Here is a 15,336-nt window from a genome sequence, read left to right on the forward strand (position 1 = left end):
CCGCTGATACCGTGGGCAAAGATGAACAGCGCCGCGAACGAAGCGAATGGGAACGCCAACAGCCATCCCGTGGCGCCCTTGTCAATCAATGCCCCGACGATCCCGTACACCGCCAGCACCGCCACCAGCCGCACGATAAAGCCCACCTGGCTCTCTTGCCACATGCTCTTCATCACCAGGAACAGGCCCAGATACAGGCCCAGGACCAGCAACCCTGCGAATGGATAAGCCAGCCAATGAATAAGGGATATCTCGCGCACGAAGTTATCGGTCAGCAGCACGCCGGCGATGTAGCCCAACAGCACCAGCACGGTGTAAAACGCCGCCCTCGCCTGCCACAACGCGCCGAAAGTAGCGCCACCGATCAGCATGCACAGGGGCAGCAACAGCAAATAGACCGGCCAGTCCTTGCCGCCCGCCACCGCGACCAGCACCACGGTGACACCGACCACCGCCATCAGGGCCCGGCGCCAAGGGAGTTTTTCGGCCCCCATCAATACCCCGACCACCCCGCCAAACATGAATGCCAGGAGTACCGCATACGCTTCAGGCGGGAAACCGGCCTTGGCCACCTCGGGCAAGTTGCCGCCGTCCACCAATAGCGTCAGGTCGTCCACCGCCTGCTGCACGCCGCCGGCGTAATCGCCCTGGCGAAAGGCCGGGGTGATGTGTTCTTCGATGATGCGGTGGGCCAGCAGGTCGGTGACCACGCCTTCCAGGCCGTAACCGACTTCGATCCGAACCTTGCGATCGTCTTTCGCCACCAGCAGCAGGATGCCGTCGTTGACGTCCTTGCGCCCCAGTTTCCAGGCACGGAACAGTTGGTTGGCGAAGTCCTCGATGCCAACGCCCTGGGTGCTCGGCAGCAGCATCACTGCCACCTGTGCGCCCTTGCGTTGTTCCAGACCGGCGAGTTGCGTGGTCATACGCGATTGAGTGGCAGCGTCGAGGGTTTGGGTCAGGTCGATCACGCGCTGGTCCAGCGCAACCGTGACCGGCGCCGGGGGAACGGTATCGGCCCACACTTGCGAGCCGGAAACGATCAGCAGCAAGCCCAAGACACATTGCCGTAGGAACACCATCATGTTTTGTTACCTGAAGTTTCATCCTGAATCGGCCGACTTTACCCTATCGACGCTATAAACAGGTGACCCGACGCCACCGACTATCTAGACTTACGCCACCCCCACACACGCCCTACACGAGAACGCCATGGACCTTCAGCAGCGCAACAACGTCAGGGTGTATGGCAGCGGTCCCTCGACCCTGGTTTTCTCCCATGGCTTCGGGTGTGATCAAACCATGTGGAATTATCTGTTTCCTCATTTCACCGGGCGTTTCCGTGTGGTGCTGTATGACCTGGTGGGGGCTGGCCAATCCGACCTGGGCGCGTACGACAGCGAAAAATACAGCTCACTCGCCGGCTACGCCCATGACTTGGGCGAGATTGTTGATGAATACGCCGTGGGCCCGGTGGTGCTGGTGGGGCACTCCGTCAGCGCGATGATCGGCGCCCTGGCCGATCGCCAGGCGCCCGGAACAATCGCCGCCCATGTGATGATCGGTCCTTCGCCGTGCTATATCGATTCCGGCGACTACACGGGCGGGTTCACCCTCGACGATATCCATTCGTTGCTCGATACCCTCGACAGCAATTACCTCGGCTGGTCCAGCACCATGGCCCCGGTAATCATGGGCGCACCCGGGCAACCGGCCCTCGGCGAAGAACTGACCAACAGTTTCTGCCGCACCGAGCCCGACATCGCCAAGCGCTTCGCACGGGTGACGTTCCTGTCGGACAACCGCCAGGACATCGCCGGCCTGATGACCCCCACCCTGATTCTGCAATCCACCGACGACTTGATCGCACCGGTCTGCGTGGGTGAATACCTGCACGCGGCGTTGCCCGCCAGCACGTATTGCCTGGTCGATAACGTGGGGCATTGCCCGCACATGAGTGCACCTGGGGCCTGCTCAGCGGCCATGGACAGTTTCCTGTTGCCATGGGTAGGTGCCGATGCCAGTCGATAACCTGTCGTTGCCGGATCCTCAACGTTTGTTCGACGGCGCGCCCTGCGCCTTGGTGGTTACCCGGGAAGACGGCACCATCGTGCAGGCCAACCAGTGCTTCAGCGACTGGACCGGCTTCAGCCTCGATGAGTTGAAAGAACGGCGGTTTCAGGACTTGCTGACGATGGGCGGACGGATCTTCCATCAGACGCACCTGGGGCCGCTGATGAAAATGCAGGGCTCCATCGCTGAAGTAAAACTCGACCTGCTGCACCGTGACCGGCGCACCGTCACGGTATTGCTCAACGGCGTCAGGTACGAACATGCCGGCATTGCCTATAACGAACTGGCCCTCTTCGGCACCACCGACCGCGACAAGTACGAGCGTGAACTGCTCAATGCCCGCAAACTGGCTGAAGCCTTGTTGCAGGAAAAGACCGCCACTGAAGTCGCGCTGCAGCAGGCCCAGGCCGAACTGAGCAGCGCCTATGAAATCGCCCAGCGCCGGGCGCTGTTTGCCGAGCAGATGGTCGCGATTGTCAGCCATGACCTGAAGAACCCGCTTACCGCAATCAAGATGGCCTCGGAGTTCCTCGCCCGTGGCGAGCGCAGCCCCAAGGAGCGCCAACTCCTGGGGCATATCGGCCTGTCCACCGAACGGGCGCAGCGGATGATCGCCGACTTGCTGGACTTCACCCAGGCCAGAGTCGGCCAGGGCATCAGCATCAATCCCGTAGCACTCGACCTGCACGCCGTCACCCGTGACAGTCTCGACGAGTTGCAAGTGGCATTCCCCACGGCGACCCTCGAACATCACGCCACGGGCAGCGCCAGCACGTTCCTGGATGCCGACCGTATACAACAAATCATCGGCAACCTGGTGGCCAACAGCGTGGCGTACGGCGACCTGCAACAGCCGATTACCGTCACCTCGCACCAGGACGCACAAGAGAGCCGGCTCTCGGTGCACAACCACGGCCCGGCGATTCCCGAAGCGTTGATGGCTGGCTTGTTTGAGCCCATGACCCGAGGCACGGAGCAGGACAGTGAGGTGCGTAGCGTTGGCCTGGGGCTGTTTATCGTGCGGGAAATCGCCAAGGCCCATGATGGAGGTGTTTCGGTGAGCTCAAGCCCGGACCGGGGCACCACCTTCAGTGTGCACTTTCCATTGCGCCACCCATGAGCGCGGCCGCCACCGTGCCGTGAACAACGGTTTGGACAGCCCCCGTCAACACCACGCCGCCGCGCCCATCCCAATGCACCGTCACGGTACCGCCATCGCATTGCACGTCGACGGTGTCATCCAGCAGCCCACGACGAATCCCGTTGACCACCGCGCCACAACAGCACGAGCCCGAGCCTTGCGGGACACCGCCGCCCCGTTCCCAGATGCGCAGGCGGATATGACCCCGGTCGAGTACCTGCACGAAATGCACATTGGTCTTGTTGGAGAACAACGGGTGGGTTTCCAGTGACGGGCCAACCGCTGCAATATCGACCGTCGCCAGGTCATCGACAAAGAAGGTGCAATGCGGGTTGCCCATGCTGCACGCCGCCGGGTTGCCCTCCAGCGGCAACCGTTCGGTGTCCATCGCTTGCGCCAGCGGAATAGCTTCCCAGCCCAATGACGGCGGCCCCATGTCCACCGACACCCGCTGCGCCGATTCGCGCACGCACGTCAGCAGCCCCCGGTTGGTTCGCAGCACGAGGGTGGCAGTGCCGGCTTCGCGCATCAGCATGTCTGCAACCCCGCGGGTGGCGCTGCCGCAGGTGTCGAGCGGGGTGCCGTTGGGGTTCCAGAATTTGATACGGGCGGCCGCGTCAGTGCAGTCGAGCACCACGGCCAATTGATTGAAGCCGATGCCGCGATGACGGTCACCCAGGCGGCGGGCGATTTCAGCGGTGATCGGGTCATCCTGGCCGCGCCGGTCGATCACGATGAAATCATCACCGTGGGCGTGCATCTTCACGAACTGCAAAGTCATGGGGCGTCCTGTTCTCGACCGGGCTTGGCGGGCTAGGATAGAGGGCTGGCGGGTATTTCATCAAATTCCCATCACGGGCATGGTAGCGTGGCTGCGCCCCGACCCGGTCAACCCAACACCGAGAAACTGCATGCTACAACGCTCTCTGAAAACCGTGGCCCTGGCCGCGCTGCTCGCCGCGTTCGCCAACGCCGCCTTTGCCGCGCCCCAGGTCCTGAGTGCCTGCCAGCCCGCCACCTCGAATCCGACCTCCAAATCGCTGCTGGCTGCCGCCCAGCGCCACCTCGGCGACCAGCCCGACGCCCTGCCCCATCTGCACACCGAAGGTACCCTGCCGAACCACGGCATCCGCGAGCAAAGCATCGCCGCCGAGAAGGATTGGCCAGTCATGCGCCAGGCGGCCCTGGCCTGGCGCCTGAGCCGTGACACGCGCTACCTCAAGCAAGTGGATGACTACCTGAGCGCGTGGGCCAGCACCTACCAGCCGGACTTCAACCCGATCGACGAAACCAACCTCGACATGCTGATCAGCGCCTACGCCCTCACCGCCAGCGACCTTCGCCCCCAGACCCGCGACGCCACCCGCGCGCTGCTGACCAACCTGGGCAATGGCTATATCGAGCGCATCAAGCAGTTCCACGGCGAAAAGAAAGCCACCAACACCAATAACTGGCAGAGCCACCGCGTAAAACTGGTCACGGTGGCCGCCGCCGCACTGGGCGACCGCGAGATGCTCGAACAGGCCTTCCAGCTGTTCCGGCAACAGATCAACGACAACGTACTGCCCGACGGCTCGGTGAGCGACTTCCAGGACCGTGACGCCCTGCACTATGTGGTCTACGACCTGGAGCCGCTGGTGCAGGCCGCGCTGGCGGCCAAGCCCTACGGCATTGGCGGCAACTGGCTGGACGTCACCGCGCCCCACGGTGGCTCGCTGAGCGAAGCACTGGACTGGCTGGCGCCGTATGCCAAAGGCCAGCGCAGCCATGAAGAGTTCGTGCATACCCACGTGCAGTTCGACCGGGACCGGGCCCGCGTAGGTGAGCCTGGCTACAGCGGCGAATGGAACCCGAAAAGCAGCAATACGCTGTATTGGCTGGCGGCGCAGTTGGACGCCCGGTATTTGCCGGTCGCCGAACAACTCGCGCCCAAGCCTTCGGACTGGATCAGCGCCTGTTATTTGAAGTGAGTCGCCCGGTAGACTGAGCCGACTCACCCCTTCGAAGGATCGACCATGCTTATTGTGTTCAGCGGCCTGCCCGGCACCGGGAAGACCACGATTGCCAAGGCCCTTGCCGACCAATCCGGCGCCGTGTATCTGCGCATCGACACCATCGAGCAGGCCATCCGCGATGCAGGGGTCCTGGAGCAAGGTGTGGGCAGCAGCGGTTACCAGGTGGCCAATGCGCTGGCGTTGAGCAACCTGTGGCTGGGCCACACGGTTGTCGTCGATTGCGTTAACCCGGTGGCTGAAAGTCGTCAGGCGTGGAGCGACACTGCGCTAAGCGCCGGTAAGCCGCTGGTGAATATCCAGGTGGTGTGCTCCGACCCACACGAACACCAACGTCGCGTGGAATCACGCACCAGCGATATTCCGGGGCTCACGCCGCCCACCTGGCAGTCCGTCCTGGCCCATGAATATGAGCCATGGGCCGAGTCGCCATTGACCGTCGATACGGCGCGCTTGCCTCCCCATGAGGCGCTGACGATGATCAACGCTCAGCTAAGCGCCTAGAGCGCACTCTCCATCGCTTTCATCAACACCGGGTCGCGCCCGTAAATGTCCGGCGCGTAGAGCAACGCGCCCTTGCCATCGACCTGCACCGTCCAGTACCCCAACAACACGGGTACCGGCGTCGCGAGCCGGAACTCGTGGGTGGTTTCCGTCGCCAGCAGTTCTTCGGTGCGGATCTTCTCCGCCGGGCTCACCAGCAAGTCCCGCAGCAGCAGCGGCTGCTCAACCCTCACACATCCCGAACTGAAGGCCCGCGGGCCCTTGGAGAACAGCGGCTGGCTCGGCGTGTCGTGCAAGTACACCGAATACGGGTTGGGAAAGCGCAGCACGATCCGGCCCAGCGGGTTGCGCGGGCCGGCCCCCTGGCGCAGCAGGATGTTGCCGGGGTGCGACCAGTCGACCTGTTCCGGTGCCAGCGGGTTGCCCTGGCTGTCGAGCACTTGCAGGTTCTGCTGGCGCAGGTATTCGGGGTTCAGGCGGATCGCCGGCAGCTTGTCCTCGCGCATGATGGTGGGCGGGATGGTCCAGGTGGGGTTCAAGGTCAGCCGGGTGATGCGCGACTTCAGCAGCGGCGTCTGGCGGTCGGCGCGGCCGACTTGCAGGCGGGTTTGCCACACGGGCACGCCGCCCTGGTAGAAGCTCAGTTGCGCCGCTGCCACGTTCACCAGCACGCCCTCGGGTTCCAGGTCCCGGGACAGCCAGCGAAACCGTTCAAGGTTGATGCGCAATTGTTCGCGGCGAATCGCCGGGCTGATGTTCAGCTCGGTGACCGTGCCGGGGCCGATCACGCCGTCGGCTTGCAGGGAATGGCTTTGCTGGAAGGTCTTGACCGCGTTGACCAACTCGCCACGGTATTGCGTCCCTGCGGAGGTGGCGCTCAGGTAGCCGCCATTGACCATTCGCCGCGCCAGTTGCGGCACCCGCGAATCGTCCATGCCCGGGCGCAGCAACGGGCCGCTGGCCACGGCTTCCCAATGCTGCAACGGTTGCTGGCGCAAGGCGGCGTAGGCACTGCGCAGGCCAAGGTATAGCGGCGCGCTCGGGCGGGCCTGGTCGAAGGCTTGGGCGACGTTCTGCATGCCGGCCTCGGCCATGGCGAGCAATTGGGTGTCGGGGTCCGGGGCCGGTTGCGAATGCCAGACGGGCTCGAAGCGCGACTGCTGCAAGCGGCCGAAATGCAGGTCCTGCAGGGCTTGCAGGTACTGCTGGCTGGTACCGATATCGATGCACAGCACGTTCCCCGCGGCATCCGCCGGGGGCAGTCTATAGTGAGTCGGGTCCAGGCCATCGTCGGCCAGCAACTGCAGTTGGGCTAGCAATGCGGCGCGGCGATCCCCCTCGGACCACAGCACCACGTCGCCCTGCTGCTGATAAAACGCCTGCAAACGCGCCAGGGAAGGCGCATCGACCTGCCCGGCCGGGCCTGGGCAAACGGTCGACAATTGCGAGAGCGCCAATTGCACCGGGGCCGGCGACACCACCAACAGGTCTTCGGCTGTCGCGACCAGCGGTGCAACGAGCAGGCAAATGCTCAAGTAACATGCGTGTTTTTTGAACAATCGCTTAGCTCCCATCCACGGCGGAGATGCTTTATACATGCTGACCTTTTGCTGCCGACTCGGCCTGATCATCTCGACCTTTGCCTCGCTGAGCACCGTTGCGCTCGCAGACACGGGTAAACCTCTTACTCTGTATAGCAGCCTCGCCCACGCCGCTCCAGAACTCAACCCCGATGTACTGAAAAGAGCCTTGAGCGCCATGCAATGCGCGGTGGGCAATGGCATCGAACAGTCCGACCGGCTGGCGGTGATCGACTATTCCCAACCTTCGACCGCTCGTCGCCTATGGATCTTCGACCTGCGCAAGAAGACATTAGTGCTGCGGGATTTGGTGGCCCACGGACAAAAATCCGGCGAAAACTTCGCCACCCAGTTCTCCAACCGTGAAGGCAGTTACCAGTCCAGCATTGGCTTGTTCCGCACCCAGGAGAGCTACGAAGGCGCCCACGGCTACTCGCTGCGCATGGACGGCCTGGAGCCGGGTTTCAATGACCGTGCACGGGACCGCGCCATCGTGATCCATGCCGCCGACTATGTAAGCCCGTTGTGGAGCAAGCGCGAAGGCCGTATCGGCCGCAGCCAGGGCTGCCCCGCCGTACGCCCGCAGGTAGCGCGCCAGGTGGTGGACAAACTCAAGGACGGCCAGTTCATGTTTTCCTGGTACCCCGACCAGCGCTGGCTGAAGTCCTCGGCTTACCTCAACTGCAAGCCGCGCCAGATGGCGAGTGCCGGTACTGTCAAAGGCGGTTGATGCTCTCGCTGTTGCCGTGCACCATGCGGCTCACGCCACCAGGAACTCCACCGTGTTCCTGGGCTTGATGAGAGAGAGAACCTGAGATGCTTTTACATCAATCCACCTGGATCGAGATTGGCCAGTTTCTGGAACGCAGCCGCAGCATCGTGATTCCCATCGGCTCCAACGAACAACACGGCCCCACCGGCCTGTTGGGCACCGACTGGATGTGCCCGGAAATCATTGCCCATGAAGCGCAGAAGAACGCCGACATCCTGATCGGCCCGACCTTCAACATCGGCATGGCCCAGCACCACCTGGGCTTCCCGGGCACCATTTCCCTGCGCCCTTCGACCTTTATCGCGGCGATTGGTGATTGGGTACGCTCGTTGGCAGGCCATGGTTTCGAGAAGATCCTGTTTCTCAATGGCCACGGCGGCAATATTGCCTCGATCGAAGCGGCGTTCTCCGAGCTGTATGCCGAAGCCAGCTTCAGCGGGCGCCCGTCGGGTTATGCGCTGAAACTGTGCAACTGGTGGGACCTGGAAGGCGTGAACGAACTGGCGCACCAGCAGTTCCCGGTGGGCCATGGCAGCCATGCCACGCCGTCGGAGATTGCCGTGACCCAATGGGCCTACCCGGATGCGATCAAGTCGGCTGACTACTCGCCGCAAATCGCCAACACCGGCCCGATCCGCGAAGCCCGCGACTTCCGCGCGCGATTCCCGGATGGGCGCATGGGTTCAGACCCGGCGCTGGCCACCCCGCAAAAAGGCGGTGAGTTGGTGGCGTTGGCGGCCAAGGGGTTGGTGAAAGCGGTCGATACGTTCAGCAGCGAGCCAAAGCCGAGCTGAATCATTTACTCAGACAATGAAGACCAACTGTGGGAGCTGTCGAGCTTAAGCGAGGCTGCGATGGGATCACCTCGGTGTCACTGTCATACCGCAGCGATGCCATCGCAGCCTCGCTAAAGCTCGACAGCTCCCACATCAGATCCTCGCTCGTCGATTACAGGCAATCCTGCGCCGCATGCTCGAACCGCGACGGCTTGAACGTCGATGCCAACGGCTTGCGCTCGTACAGGAACACCTTGCCGCCGTCCTGGGACTTGTAGACTTCGAGGATGTTGTCCGCGGCGATCTTGCTGCTCACCACGATCCGGGCATGCCGCGAATTCTGCGTGACCGTGGAGGTCATGCCGTTTTTCTCGAACTTGGGCACCACGCACTGCACGTAGGCTTCAGGGTCCTTGGCGGTTTGCAGGGTGAGGGTTGGGGCATTGGGGGCGGATGCACAGCCCGTCATCAATAAAGAAGCAGAAGCCATCGCTGGCACTAACAACACGCGCATAAAAATTCCTGAAAAATAAACGAAGTGGGCTAACCGGCAGCGAGCAACGCCTTGAGCGAGGCATCGAACTGCTTTAATGCGTTCAACTGAACGTCGCGCTGCTGCCCAATCTGTGCAGCGATCTGGGGCGCCGTTTTGTCATGTACCCACACATTAGGCAAGTGCATTTGCATCGAACCCTCGGCTTTGGCGATGTATTGCAGGTCAAGGTCATAGAACTTGGCAACAAACCGCGCTTCCACCCGATCATTACGCTGGGTCAGCAATTGGTTGTAGGTATCGAGCATCACCACCACATCCGGGTGCGCCTGCAACAGCGCATCAAGGTTGTCGTAACGGGTGACCGAGGCAAAGGTGTGCCGCAACGAAGCCATCAGCCAGTCAATCGCCAGGTCCGGGTCGGAACTGTCGACGAAGGCCTGGCGAATCTGCTCGTCCAGCTGGCCCTTGGCACCATTGACCGCCATGGCGTGGTAGCGCGCCAGGTACTCAAGGTTGTCGAGGGTGTTGTCGCTGTAGAGCACGCCGACCGATTGCGAATGCTGCAACCCGACCGGGCTGGCGACGATTGGCGCCAGGTGGCTGGCTTGAAGCCCCCCGGCCGACGCAGAGCCAACCATTGTGCTCATCAGCAGCGCCACTAGGGCCAAACCGGTAAAAGTCCTCATCGCAGGGTCCTTGCACATCATGTTCAATGATGGCAATTGTCCTCCTTTTTCAGAAAAACAGAACTCGCAATACTTGATGGTGACTATTATCTAGAGCAATAGTGTCGTGCAGGCCGCCTCACACAAAATGATAAGGAACGCCTATGAAGCCCCACCAGAAAACCTTCGATCGCATCCGTGAAGCTGTGCTTCCGGAGTTTCGCGAGCGGGTTGCCGATTACCTGGTCGACTATGAGGAAGTGCTGCTGGACAACGCCGCCGAACCGGAAGTGGTCTACGCGATTGCCCAGCAACTGCGTGGCTACCTGCGCGGCTTGAACACCACCCGGGTGCTGGGCATGGCCGACTGGGAAGACCTTGACCGCCGGGTGGTGCAAAGCTGGCTGGTGCTGCTCAAAGCCGAATAGCACCGCGCCTCAAGCTCAGCGTATATCCACGCGATAACGGAAATGTTCGGCGTGGCCACGGCCGCGTCGCAACTCCAGCGGTTGGCCGGCGTAATCCCGGGCCAGCCGCTCGATCACCATCACCGGGCTGCCCACCGGCACCTGCAACCAGCGGGCCCACACGTCATCGATGGACTCGGCGGTGAGGGCTTCCTCGGCAGATGCCACGACTTGCCCGCAGACTTCTTCGTAAGTGGGGTACAACAGCAATCCCTGCCGGGTCAGATCCACGTCCAGCAGCGCCTGGAACCGCTCGCGCGGCAGCCAGATTTCCTCGGCCAGCACTGGCCCGGTGTCCAGCACGTGTACCCGCACGATGCAGATTACCGGCGCATCCGCTGCCAGCCCCAGCACCTCGCTCACCGACAACGGCGCCTTCACCGGCTTGACGGACAGGATCCGGCTCTGCGGCAGCTGGCATTCACCGCCCGGGCCCTGGAAGCGGAAACACCGGAACAACGACGATTGAAACTTCGGGCGGCGCACAAACGTACCACGGCCCTGCTGGCGCTCCAGAATGCCCTCGCCCACCAATGCCTCGATCGCTTTACGCACGGTGCCGGTAGACAGCTGGTACTGGGTGGACAACACCGCTTCAGGGGGAATAGCCGCACCGGCACGCCAGTGATTATTGGCAATCTGCTCAATCAGATGATCCCGAAAACGCTGATACAACGGCAGGCGGGAGTCACTCGACAGTATATTCATGGATCAGGATTCACTTAGTAATTGAGGAGGTGACTACAGCGACGGTCGTGCCTGCTTGACCCATTCCTGGACCGAAGGCCGTTGCCATTGGCGCTGGGCGTACGCCACCAGGTTGGCGGGCACGCTGTCACCGTTGAGGATCAGCCGGTTGAGCATCACGGCCAGGTCCACGTCGGCAATCGACCACGCGCCGAACAGGTAGTCGCGGCCGTCGGCCAACAGCGCCTGCGCCGCGTTGATCAGCGTGTGGGCCGCTGCTTCAGCAACCGGCGACAGCGGTTCGCCCTTGAGCCCGTAAAACACCACCAGGGTCGAGCGTTCCTGCCGAATCGGCATCAAGTCACTGCGCAACCACGCCTGTACCTGCCGCGCTCTCGCCCGCTGGCGGGGTTCGGCCGGGTACACCGGCACCTGCGGGAACACATCCTCTAGGTACTCGGTAATCGCCGACGACTCGGACAGCGCAAACTCACCCTGCACCAGGGTCGGCACGCGCCCCGTCAGCGACAAGTGCGTGTACGCGTCAGTCTGGTTCTCGGCCGTGTCGAGGTTCAACGTGAGCAGTTCAAATTCAAGGCCCTTTTCCCGCAGGGTCACAAACGCCGACATCGCGTAGGGACTGGTGAAATGGGCGTCAACGTACAGGCTCAGCGGGCGATGGTTCACGGCGACATCTCCTTGGTGGGAGCACCACACTACGAGATCGCGCCGCGCAAATGAAATGCGCGGTTTTTATGGGGGCATTCCTGGCTGGAATACCATCGATAATGGCAATACTATGGCCCCTTGAACCCCACCCGTAACGCCCCGAAAAGCGGATCAAGGAACGATCACTAGATGAAACAAGCGGTTGTCGTCATCCACGGAATCGGCGAGCAGCGCCCGATGGATACCCTGCGTGGCTTCGTCGAAGCGGCGATCCCGGCGGACACCCCCGAGGCGACGCCTTTCTACTGGAGCAAACCCGACCGGTTTTCGCGCAACTTCGATTTGCGCGTGTTGAAGTCGGCGGGTCGCAACACCACCGATTTCTACGAGTACTACTGGGCCCACAAGATGCAGGGCACCAAGGTCGGGCACCTGCTCAGTTGGCTATGGGACATTTTCAAGCGCCCGCGCCGGGATATCCCGACGGCCATCGTGCCGATCTGGCGCGCCACGCGGTGGGCCTTGCTGGCCCTGCTCGTGCTGCTGGTCAGCGGAACCCTGGCGACGCTGTATGGCCGATTCCCCCACAGCGACAACCCCTTCGCCCTGATCCCGGTGCTGCTGGCGGTGATCGGCCTGGCCCTGAAGTACTCGGCACTGTCATACCTTGGCGATGCCGCCCGCTACCTGAGCCCCAACCCGCAGAACGTGGTGGTGCGCGAACAGATCCGCGCCGATGGCGTCGACCTGCTGCGCGCCCTGCATGACAAGGGTGATTACGACCGCATCATCGTCGTCGGCCACAGTTTGGGCAGCGTGATTGCCTACGACATCGTCGGCTACCTGTGGCACGAGCATCACGATCAGTTACGCCCCGGCGGCCCGGAACTCGCCGCCCGCTACGCCAACCACGAGCGACTGCAACCGGTGGTCCAGGACACGCTGCCAAAGGCTGGAAACGCCCTCGACGGCCGCCTGCAAAGCCTCCTCAGGTTCCGCGAACAGCAAGCCGAAGCGTTTATCGAACAACGCAACCTCGGCAACCCGTGGCGCATCACCGACCTCGTCACCCTCGGCAGCCCGATGGCCCACGCCAGCCTGTTGCTGGGCCGCAGCGTGAGCGACTTCAAGCGCCGCATCGAACGCCGCGAAGCCCCCGCCTGCCCGCCGACGCTCGACGATAAGGGCTACGGCTACAGCGGCCGGCTGCCCGTCACGGTGGGCGGTCGCCCATTTTCACCCCTGTACTTGCACCATGCTGCGGCCTTCGCCGTGACCCGTTGGACCAACCTCTACTTCCCCGCGCCCCTGGGCCTGTTTGGCGACATCGTCGGCGGCCCGGTCAGCCCGGTGATGGGCCCCGGCGTACTGGACCTGCCGGTCAGCGTGGGCAAATGGAAAGGCTGGCTCGCCAGGTCCTGGCTCAGCCACACCCATTACTGGAGCGAACGCGGCGGCGCCAGGGGCTACCTGAATAAGCTGACCACCGATGACGCGGCGATTACCCAAGGCGAACGTCCGTCGGCGACTGAAGCGTTGCGTTGGGCGATTGATCTCAAGGGGGTGCGGCGTTTTCGCCAGGCGGGCGTCAGAGACTTAGTGGCTGAACCCGAGGCCTAGCCCGAAAAGCCACCGTCCTCCAGGAACGCCCGCTCCTCCTCTGTCGTGACCCTGGCCAACACCTCATTACGATGAGGAAAGCGCCCGAACCGCTCGATGATGCGGGCGTGCTCCTTGGCCCAGCGGTAGGTATTGGCATCAAGGTCCTTGTTCAGGGCCACCGACAGCTGTTGATCCCCGGGATCTTCAGAATGCTCGAAGGGCAAATAACAAAACGCCCGCAACGGGGTTTCGATCGACTTGTCCATCCCCGCCTCGACCATCTGCCGCGCGTACAAACGCGCCAGCGGGTCGGTGGCGAACATATGCGCCGTGCCACGGAAGGTATTGCGCGGGAACTGGTCCAGCAGTAACAGCAACGCCAGCGCGCCTTCCGGCGTTTGCATCCAGCTCTCCAGTTCGCGCCGGGCCGCCTGCAAATGCGTGGTGTAGAAAGCCTCGCGAAAACGCCGGTCAAACCCTTCATCCTTGGCAAACCAGAGCTTGGGCCCCGCCTGTTTCCAGAACTGAATAACCGCCATTGCTGCATTTTCGATCGTCGTCACAATCCTCTCCTCACTCACTCCACAAATTTCATCATCACTCTAAACAAAATCTATAAAGTTTCGGAACGTGTCTGAATGTTTCCACCGCACACAGGTAGTGTTGATGATCCTACGCCTTGCCCAGATTTTCAGTGACTCCAGCACCCAGGTTCGCGCCAAGCTGTTTGGCATCTACGGGTTGTTGATCGGCATTAACGTGTTCGCCTGGATCTGGGCGCTGGTGGCGTTCCATGAGCACCCGGTGTTGCTCGGCACCGCGCTCCTGGCCTACGGTTTCGGGCTGCGGCATGCGGTGGATGCCGACCATATCGCCGCCATCGACAACGTGACCCGCAAGCTGATGCAGGAAAAGAAACGTCCGGTGGCGGTGGGCTTCTTTTTCTCCCTGGGACATTCTTCGGTGGTGGTCCTGGCATCCATTGGCGTCGCGTTTGCGGCCTCGGTGATGCAGGCGCGGTTTGAAGGGTTCAAGGCCATCGGCGGGGTGATCGGCACGTCGGTCTCGGCCTCGTTCCTGTTGGTCATCGCCTTGATGAACCTGGTGATCCTGCACGCGATCTACAAGGCCTGGCGCCATGTGCGCCAGGGCGGTGCGTATGTGGAGGACGACTTCGACCTGCTGCTGGCGGACCGGGGTTTCATGGCGCGGATTTTCCGCCCGGTGTTTCGCCTGATCAGCCGCAGCTGGCACATGTACCCGTTGGGTTTCCTGTTCGGCCTGGGCTTTGATACGGCCACCGAGATCGGCCTGTTGGGGATTTCTGCGACCCAGGCCTCTCAAGGGCTGTCGCCGTGGGCGATCATGGTGTTCCCGCTGCTGTTCAGCGCCGGCATGTCCCTGGTGGACACGCTGGACGGCCACCTGATGCTGGGGGCATACGGCTGGGCGTACATGAAGCCGATCCGCAAGATCTACTACAACATGACCATCACCCTGGTATCGGTGGTGGTTGCGGTGGTGATCGGCAGTATCGAGGCGTTGGGGTTGATGGGTGACCAGTTGGACCTGAAGGGATCGTTCTGGAGTTTTATCGGCTCGCTGAACGACAGTTTCGGGATGCTGGGCTACATGATCATCGGGATCTTCGTGGCCAGTTGGGCGATCTCGGTGATGCTGTATCGCCTCAAGGACTTTGACCGGATTGAGGTGAATGCGGGTTGACCTTTTGGCTGTGCCGCCTGTTGTAGCTGGAGGTGTGGTGAAGGGATTTTTTTGTGGCGAGGGGGCTTGTCCCCCGTTGGAGTGCGAAGCGCTCCCGGCTTTTTTGGGGCTGCTGCGCAGCCCAACGGGGGACAAGCCCCCTCGCCACAAAGGCTCCCTCGCCACGG

At 62.3% G+C, this 15,336-nt stretch carries 17 protein-coding genes; 9 read left to right on the top strand and 8 right to left on the bottom strand.

The annotated features are described in order from the left end of the window. On the bottom strand, positions 1–1,085 hold a 1,085-nt coding region (locus HX869_RS15385), incomplete at its 3' end, for a YgcG family protein (RefSeq protein ID WP_178903291.1). A gap of 127 nt (positions 1,086–1,212) precedes the next feature. On the opposite strand from HX869_RS15385, the gene HX869_RS15390 reads away from it, so the two are divergent. Together HX869_RS15390 and HX869_RS15395 are read left to right on the top strand one after the other, a co-directional pair. After that, complete coding sequence (locus tag HX869_RS15390; protein ID WP_003210178.1) at positions 1,213–2,031, top strand: alpha/beta fold hydrolase; 819 nt, start codon at positions 1,213–1,215, stop codon at positions 2,029–2,031. Further along, on the top strand, positions 2,018–3,193 hold the full coding sequence (locus HX869_RS15395) for a PAS domain-containing sensor histidine kinase (protein WP_178903292.1): 1,176 nt from the start codon (positions 2,018–2,020) through the stop codon (positions 3,191–3,193). The genes HX869_RS15390 and HX869_RS15395 overlap by 14 nt, the downstream gene beginning before the upstream one ends. On the opposite strand, the gene dapF is transcribed toward HX869_RS15395, so the two are convergent. Beyond that, complete coding sequence (gene dapF, locus HX869_RS15400) at positions 3,162–3,995, bottom strand: diaminopimelate epimerase (RefSeq protein ID WP_178903293.1); 834 nt, start codon at positions 3,993–3,995, stop codon at positions 3,162–3,164. The two genes, HX869_RS15395 and dapF, sit on opposite strands and share 32 nt — an antisense overlap. 130 nt (positions 3,996–4,125) lie before the next feature. Between dapF and HX869_RS15405 the strand changes: the two genes are divergently transcribed. Beyond that, positions 4,126–5,184 (top strand): alginate lyase family protein, encoded by a 1,059-nt coding sequence (locus tag HX869_RS15405; protein ID WP_178903294.1) that lies wholly within the window; start codon positions 4,126–4,128, stop codon positions 5,182–5,184. Between the two features lie 45 nt (positions 5,185–5,229). Further along, entirely contained in the window at positions 5,230–5,730 is a 501-nt protein-coding gene (locus tag HX869_RS15410; protein ID WP_178903295.1) for an AAA family ATPase, read from the top strand. Here the strand turns inward: HX869_RS15410 and HX869_RS15415 are convergent. Further along, positions 5,727–7,289 (bottom strand): murein L,D-transpeptidase, encoded by a 1,563-nt coding sequence (locus HX869_RS15415; protein WP_178903296.1) that lies wholly within the window; start codon positions 7,287–7,289, stop codon positions 5,727–5,729. The genes HX869_RS15410 and HX869_RS15415 overlap by 4 nt on opposite strands. Before the next feature lie 37 nt (positions 7,290–7,326). Here HX869_RS15415 and HX869_RS15420 point away from each other — a divergent pair, with 37 nt between their 5' ends. Both HX869_RS15420 and HX869_RS15425 read left to right on the top strand, forming a co-directional pair. Continuing rightward, entirely contained in the window at positions 7,327–8,040 is a 714-nt protein-coding gene (locus HX869_RS15420) for a murein L,D-transpeptidase catalytic domain family protein (protein ID WP_023658766.1), read from the top strand. A gap of 86 nt (positions 8,041–8,126) precedes the next feature. Beyond that, positions 8,127–8,876: a creatininase family protein gene (locus HX869_RS15425; protein WP_102368837.1), complete on the top strand. Its 750-nt coding sequence runs from the start codon at positions 8,127–8,129 to the stop codon at positions 8,874–8,876. Between the two features lie 154 nt (positions 8,877–9,030). Here HX869_RS15425 and HX869_RS15430 read toward each other — a convergent pair whose 3' ends face one another. Both HX869_RS15430 and HX869_RS15435 read right to left on the bottom strand, forming a co-directional pair. Further along, positions 9,031–9,372: a hypothetical protein gene (locus tag HX869_RS15430; protein ID WP_003210199.1), complete on the bottom strand. Its 342-nt coding sequence runs from the start codon at positions 9,370–9,372 to the stop codon at positions 9,031–9,033. Between the two features lie 29 nt (positions 9,373–9,401). Next, positions 9,402–10,040 carry an ATPase gene (locus HX869_RS15435; protein WP_177022007.1) on the bottom strand — a complete coding sequence of 213 codons (639 nt, stop codon included), beginning with the start codon at positions 10,038–10,040 and terminating at the stop codon, positions 9,402–9,404. A gap of 143 nt (positions 10,041–10,183) precedes the next feature. Here HX869_RS15435 and HX869_RS15440 point away from each other — a divergent pair, with 143 nt between their 5' ends. After that, the gene (locus HX869_RS15440) at positions 10,184–10,447 is read left to right on the top strand and encodes a hypothetical protein (protein ID WP_008435390.1); all 264 of its coding nucleotides are present in this window, start codon (positions 10,184–10,186) and stop codon (positions 10,445–10,447) included. Between the two features lie 15 nt (positions 10,448–10,462). Here the strand turns inward: HX869_RS15440 and HX869_RS15445 are convergent, their stop codons facing one another. Both HX869_RS15445 and yfcF read right to left on the bottom strand, forming a co-directional pair. After that, on the bottom strand, positions 10,463–11,194 hold the full coding sequence (locus HX869_RS15445; RefSeq protein ID WP_003210205.1) for a GntR family transcriptional regulator: 732 nt from the start codon (positions 11,192–11,194) through the stop codon (positions 10,463–10,465). Positions 11,195–11,227: 33 nt separating this feature from the next. Further along, the gene (gene yfcF, locus HX869_RS15450) at positions 11,228–11,860 is read right to left on the bottom strand and encodes a glutathione transferase (protein WP_102368834.1); all 633 of its coding nucleotides are present in this window, start codon (positions 11,858–11,860) and stop codon (positions 11,228–11,230) included. A gap of 171 nt (positions 11,861–12,031) precedes the next feature. Between yfcF and HX869_RS15455 the strand changes: the two genes are divergently transcribed. Next, entirely contained in the window at positions 12,032–13,462 is a 1,431-nt protein-coding gene (locus HX869_RS15455; protein ID WP_177008613.1) for a hypothetical protein, read from the top strand. On the opposite strand, the gene HX869_RS15460 is transcribed toward HX869_RS15455, so the two are convergent. Continuing rightward, positions 13,459–13,983, bottom strand: a complete 525-nt coding sequence (locus HX869_RS15460) for a DUF924 family protein (RefSeq protein WP_177008699.1) — start codon at positions 13,981–13,983, stop codon at positions 13,459–13,461. The genes HX869_RS15455 and HX869_RS15460 overlap by 4 nt on opposite strands. 127 nt (positions 13,984–14,110) lie before the next feature. Here HX869_RS15460 and HX869_RS15465 point away from each other — a divergent pair, with 127 nt between their 5' ends. Then, on the top strand, positions 14,111–15,169 hold the full coding sequence (locus tag HX869_RS15465) for a HoxN/HupN/NixA family nickel/cobalt transporter (RefSeq protein ID WP_178903297.1): 1,059 nt from the start codon (positions 14,111–14,113) through the stop codon (positions 15,167–15,169). Positions 15,170–15,336 lie beyond the last annotated feature (167 nt).

This window comes from Pseudomonas sp. P7779, from assembly GCF_013386315.1.
Classification (GTDB): domain Bacteria; phylum Pseudomonadota; class Gammaproteobacteria; order Pseudomonadales; family Pseudomonadaceae; genus Aquipseudomonas.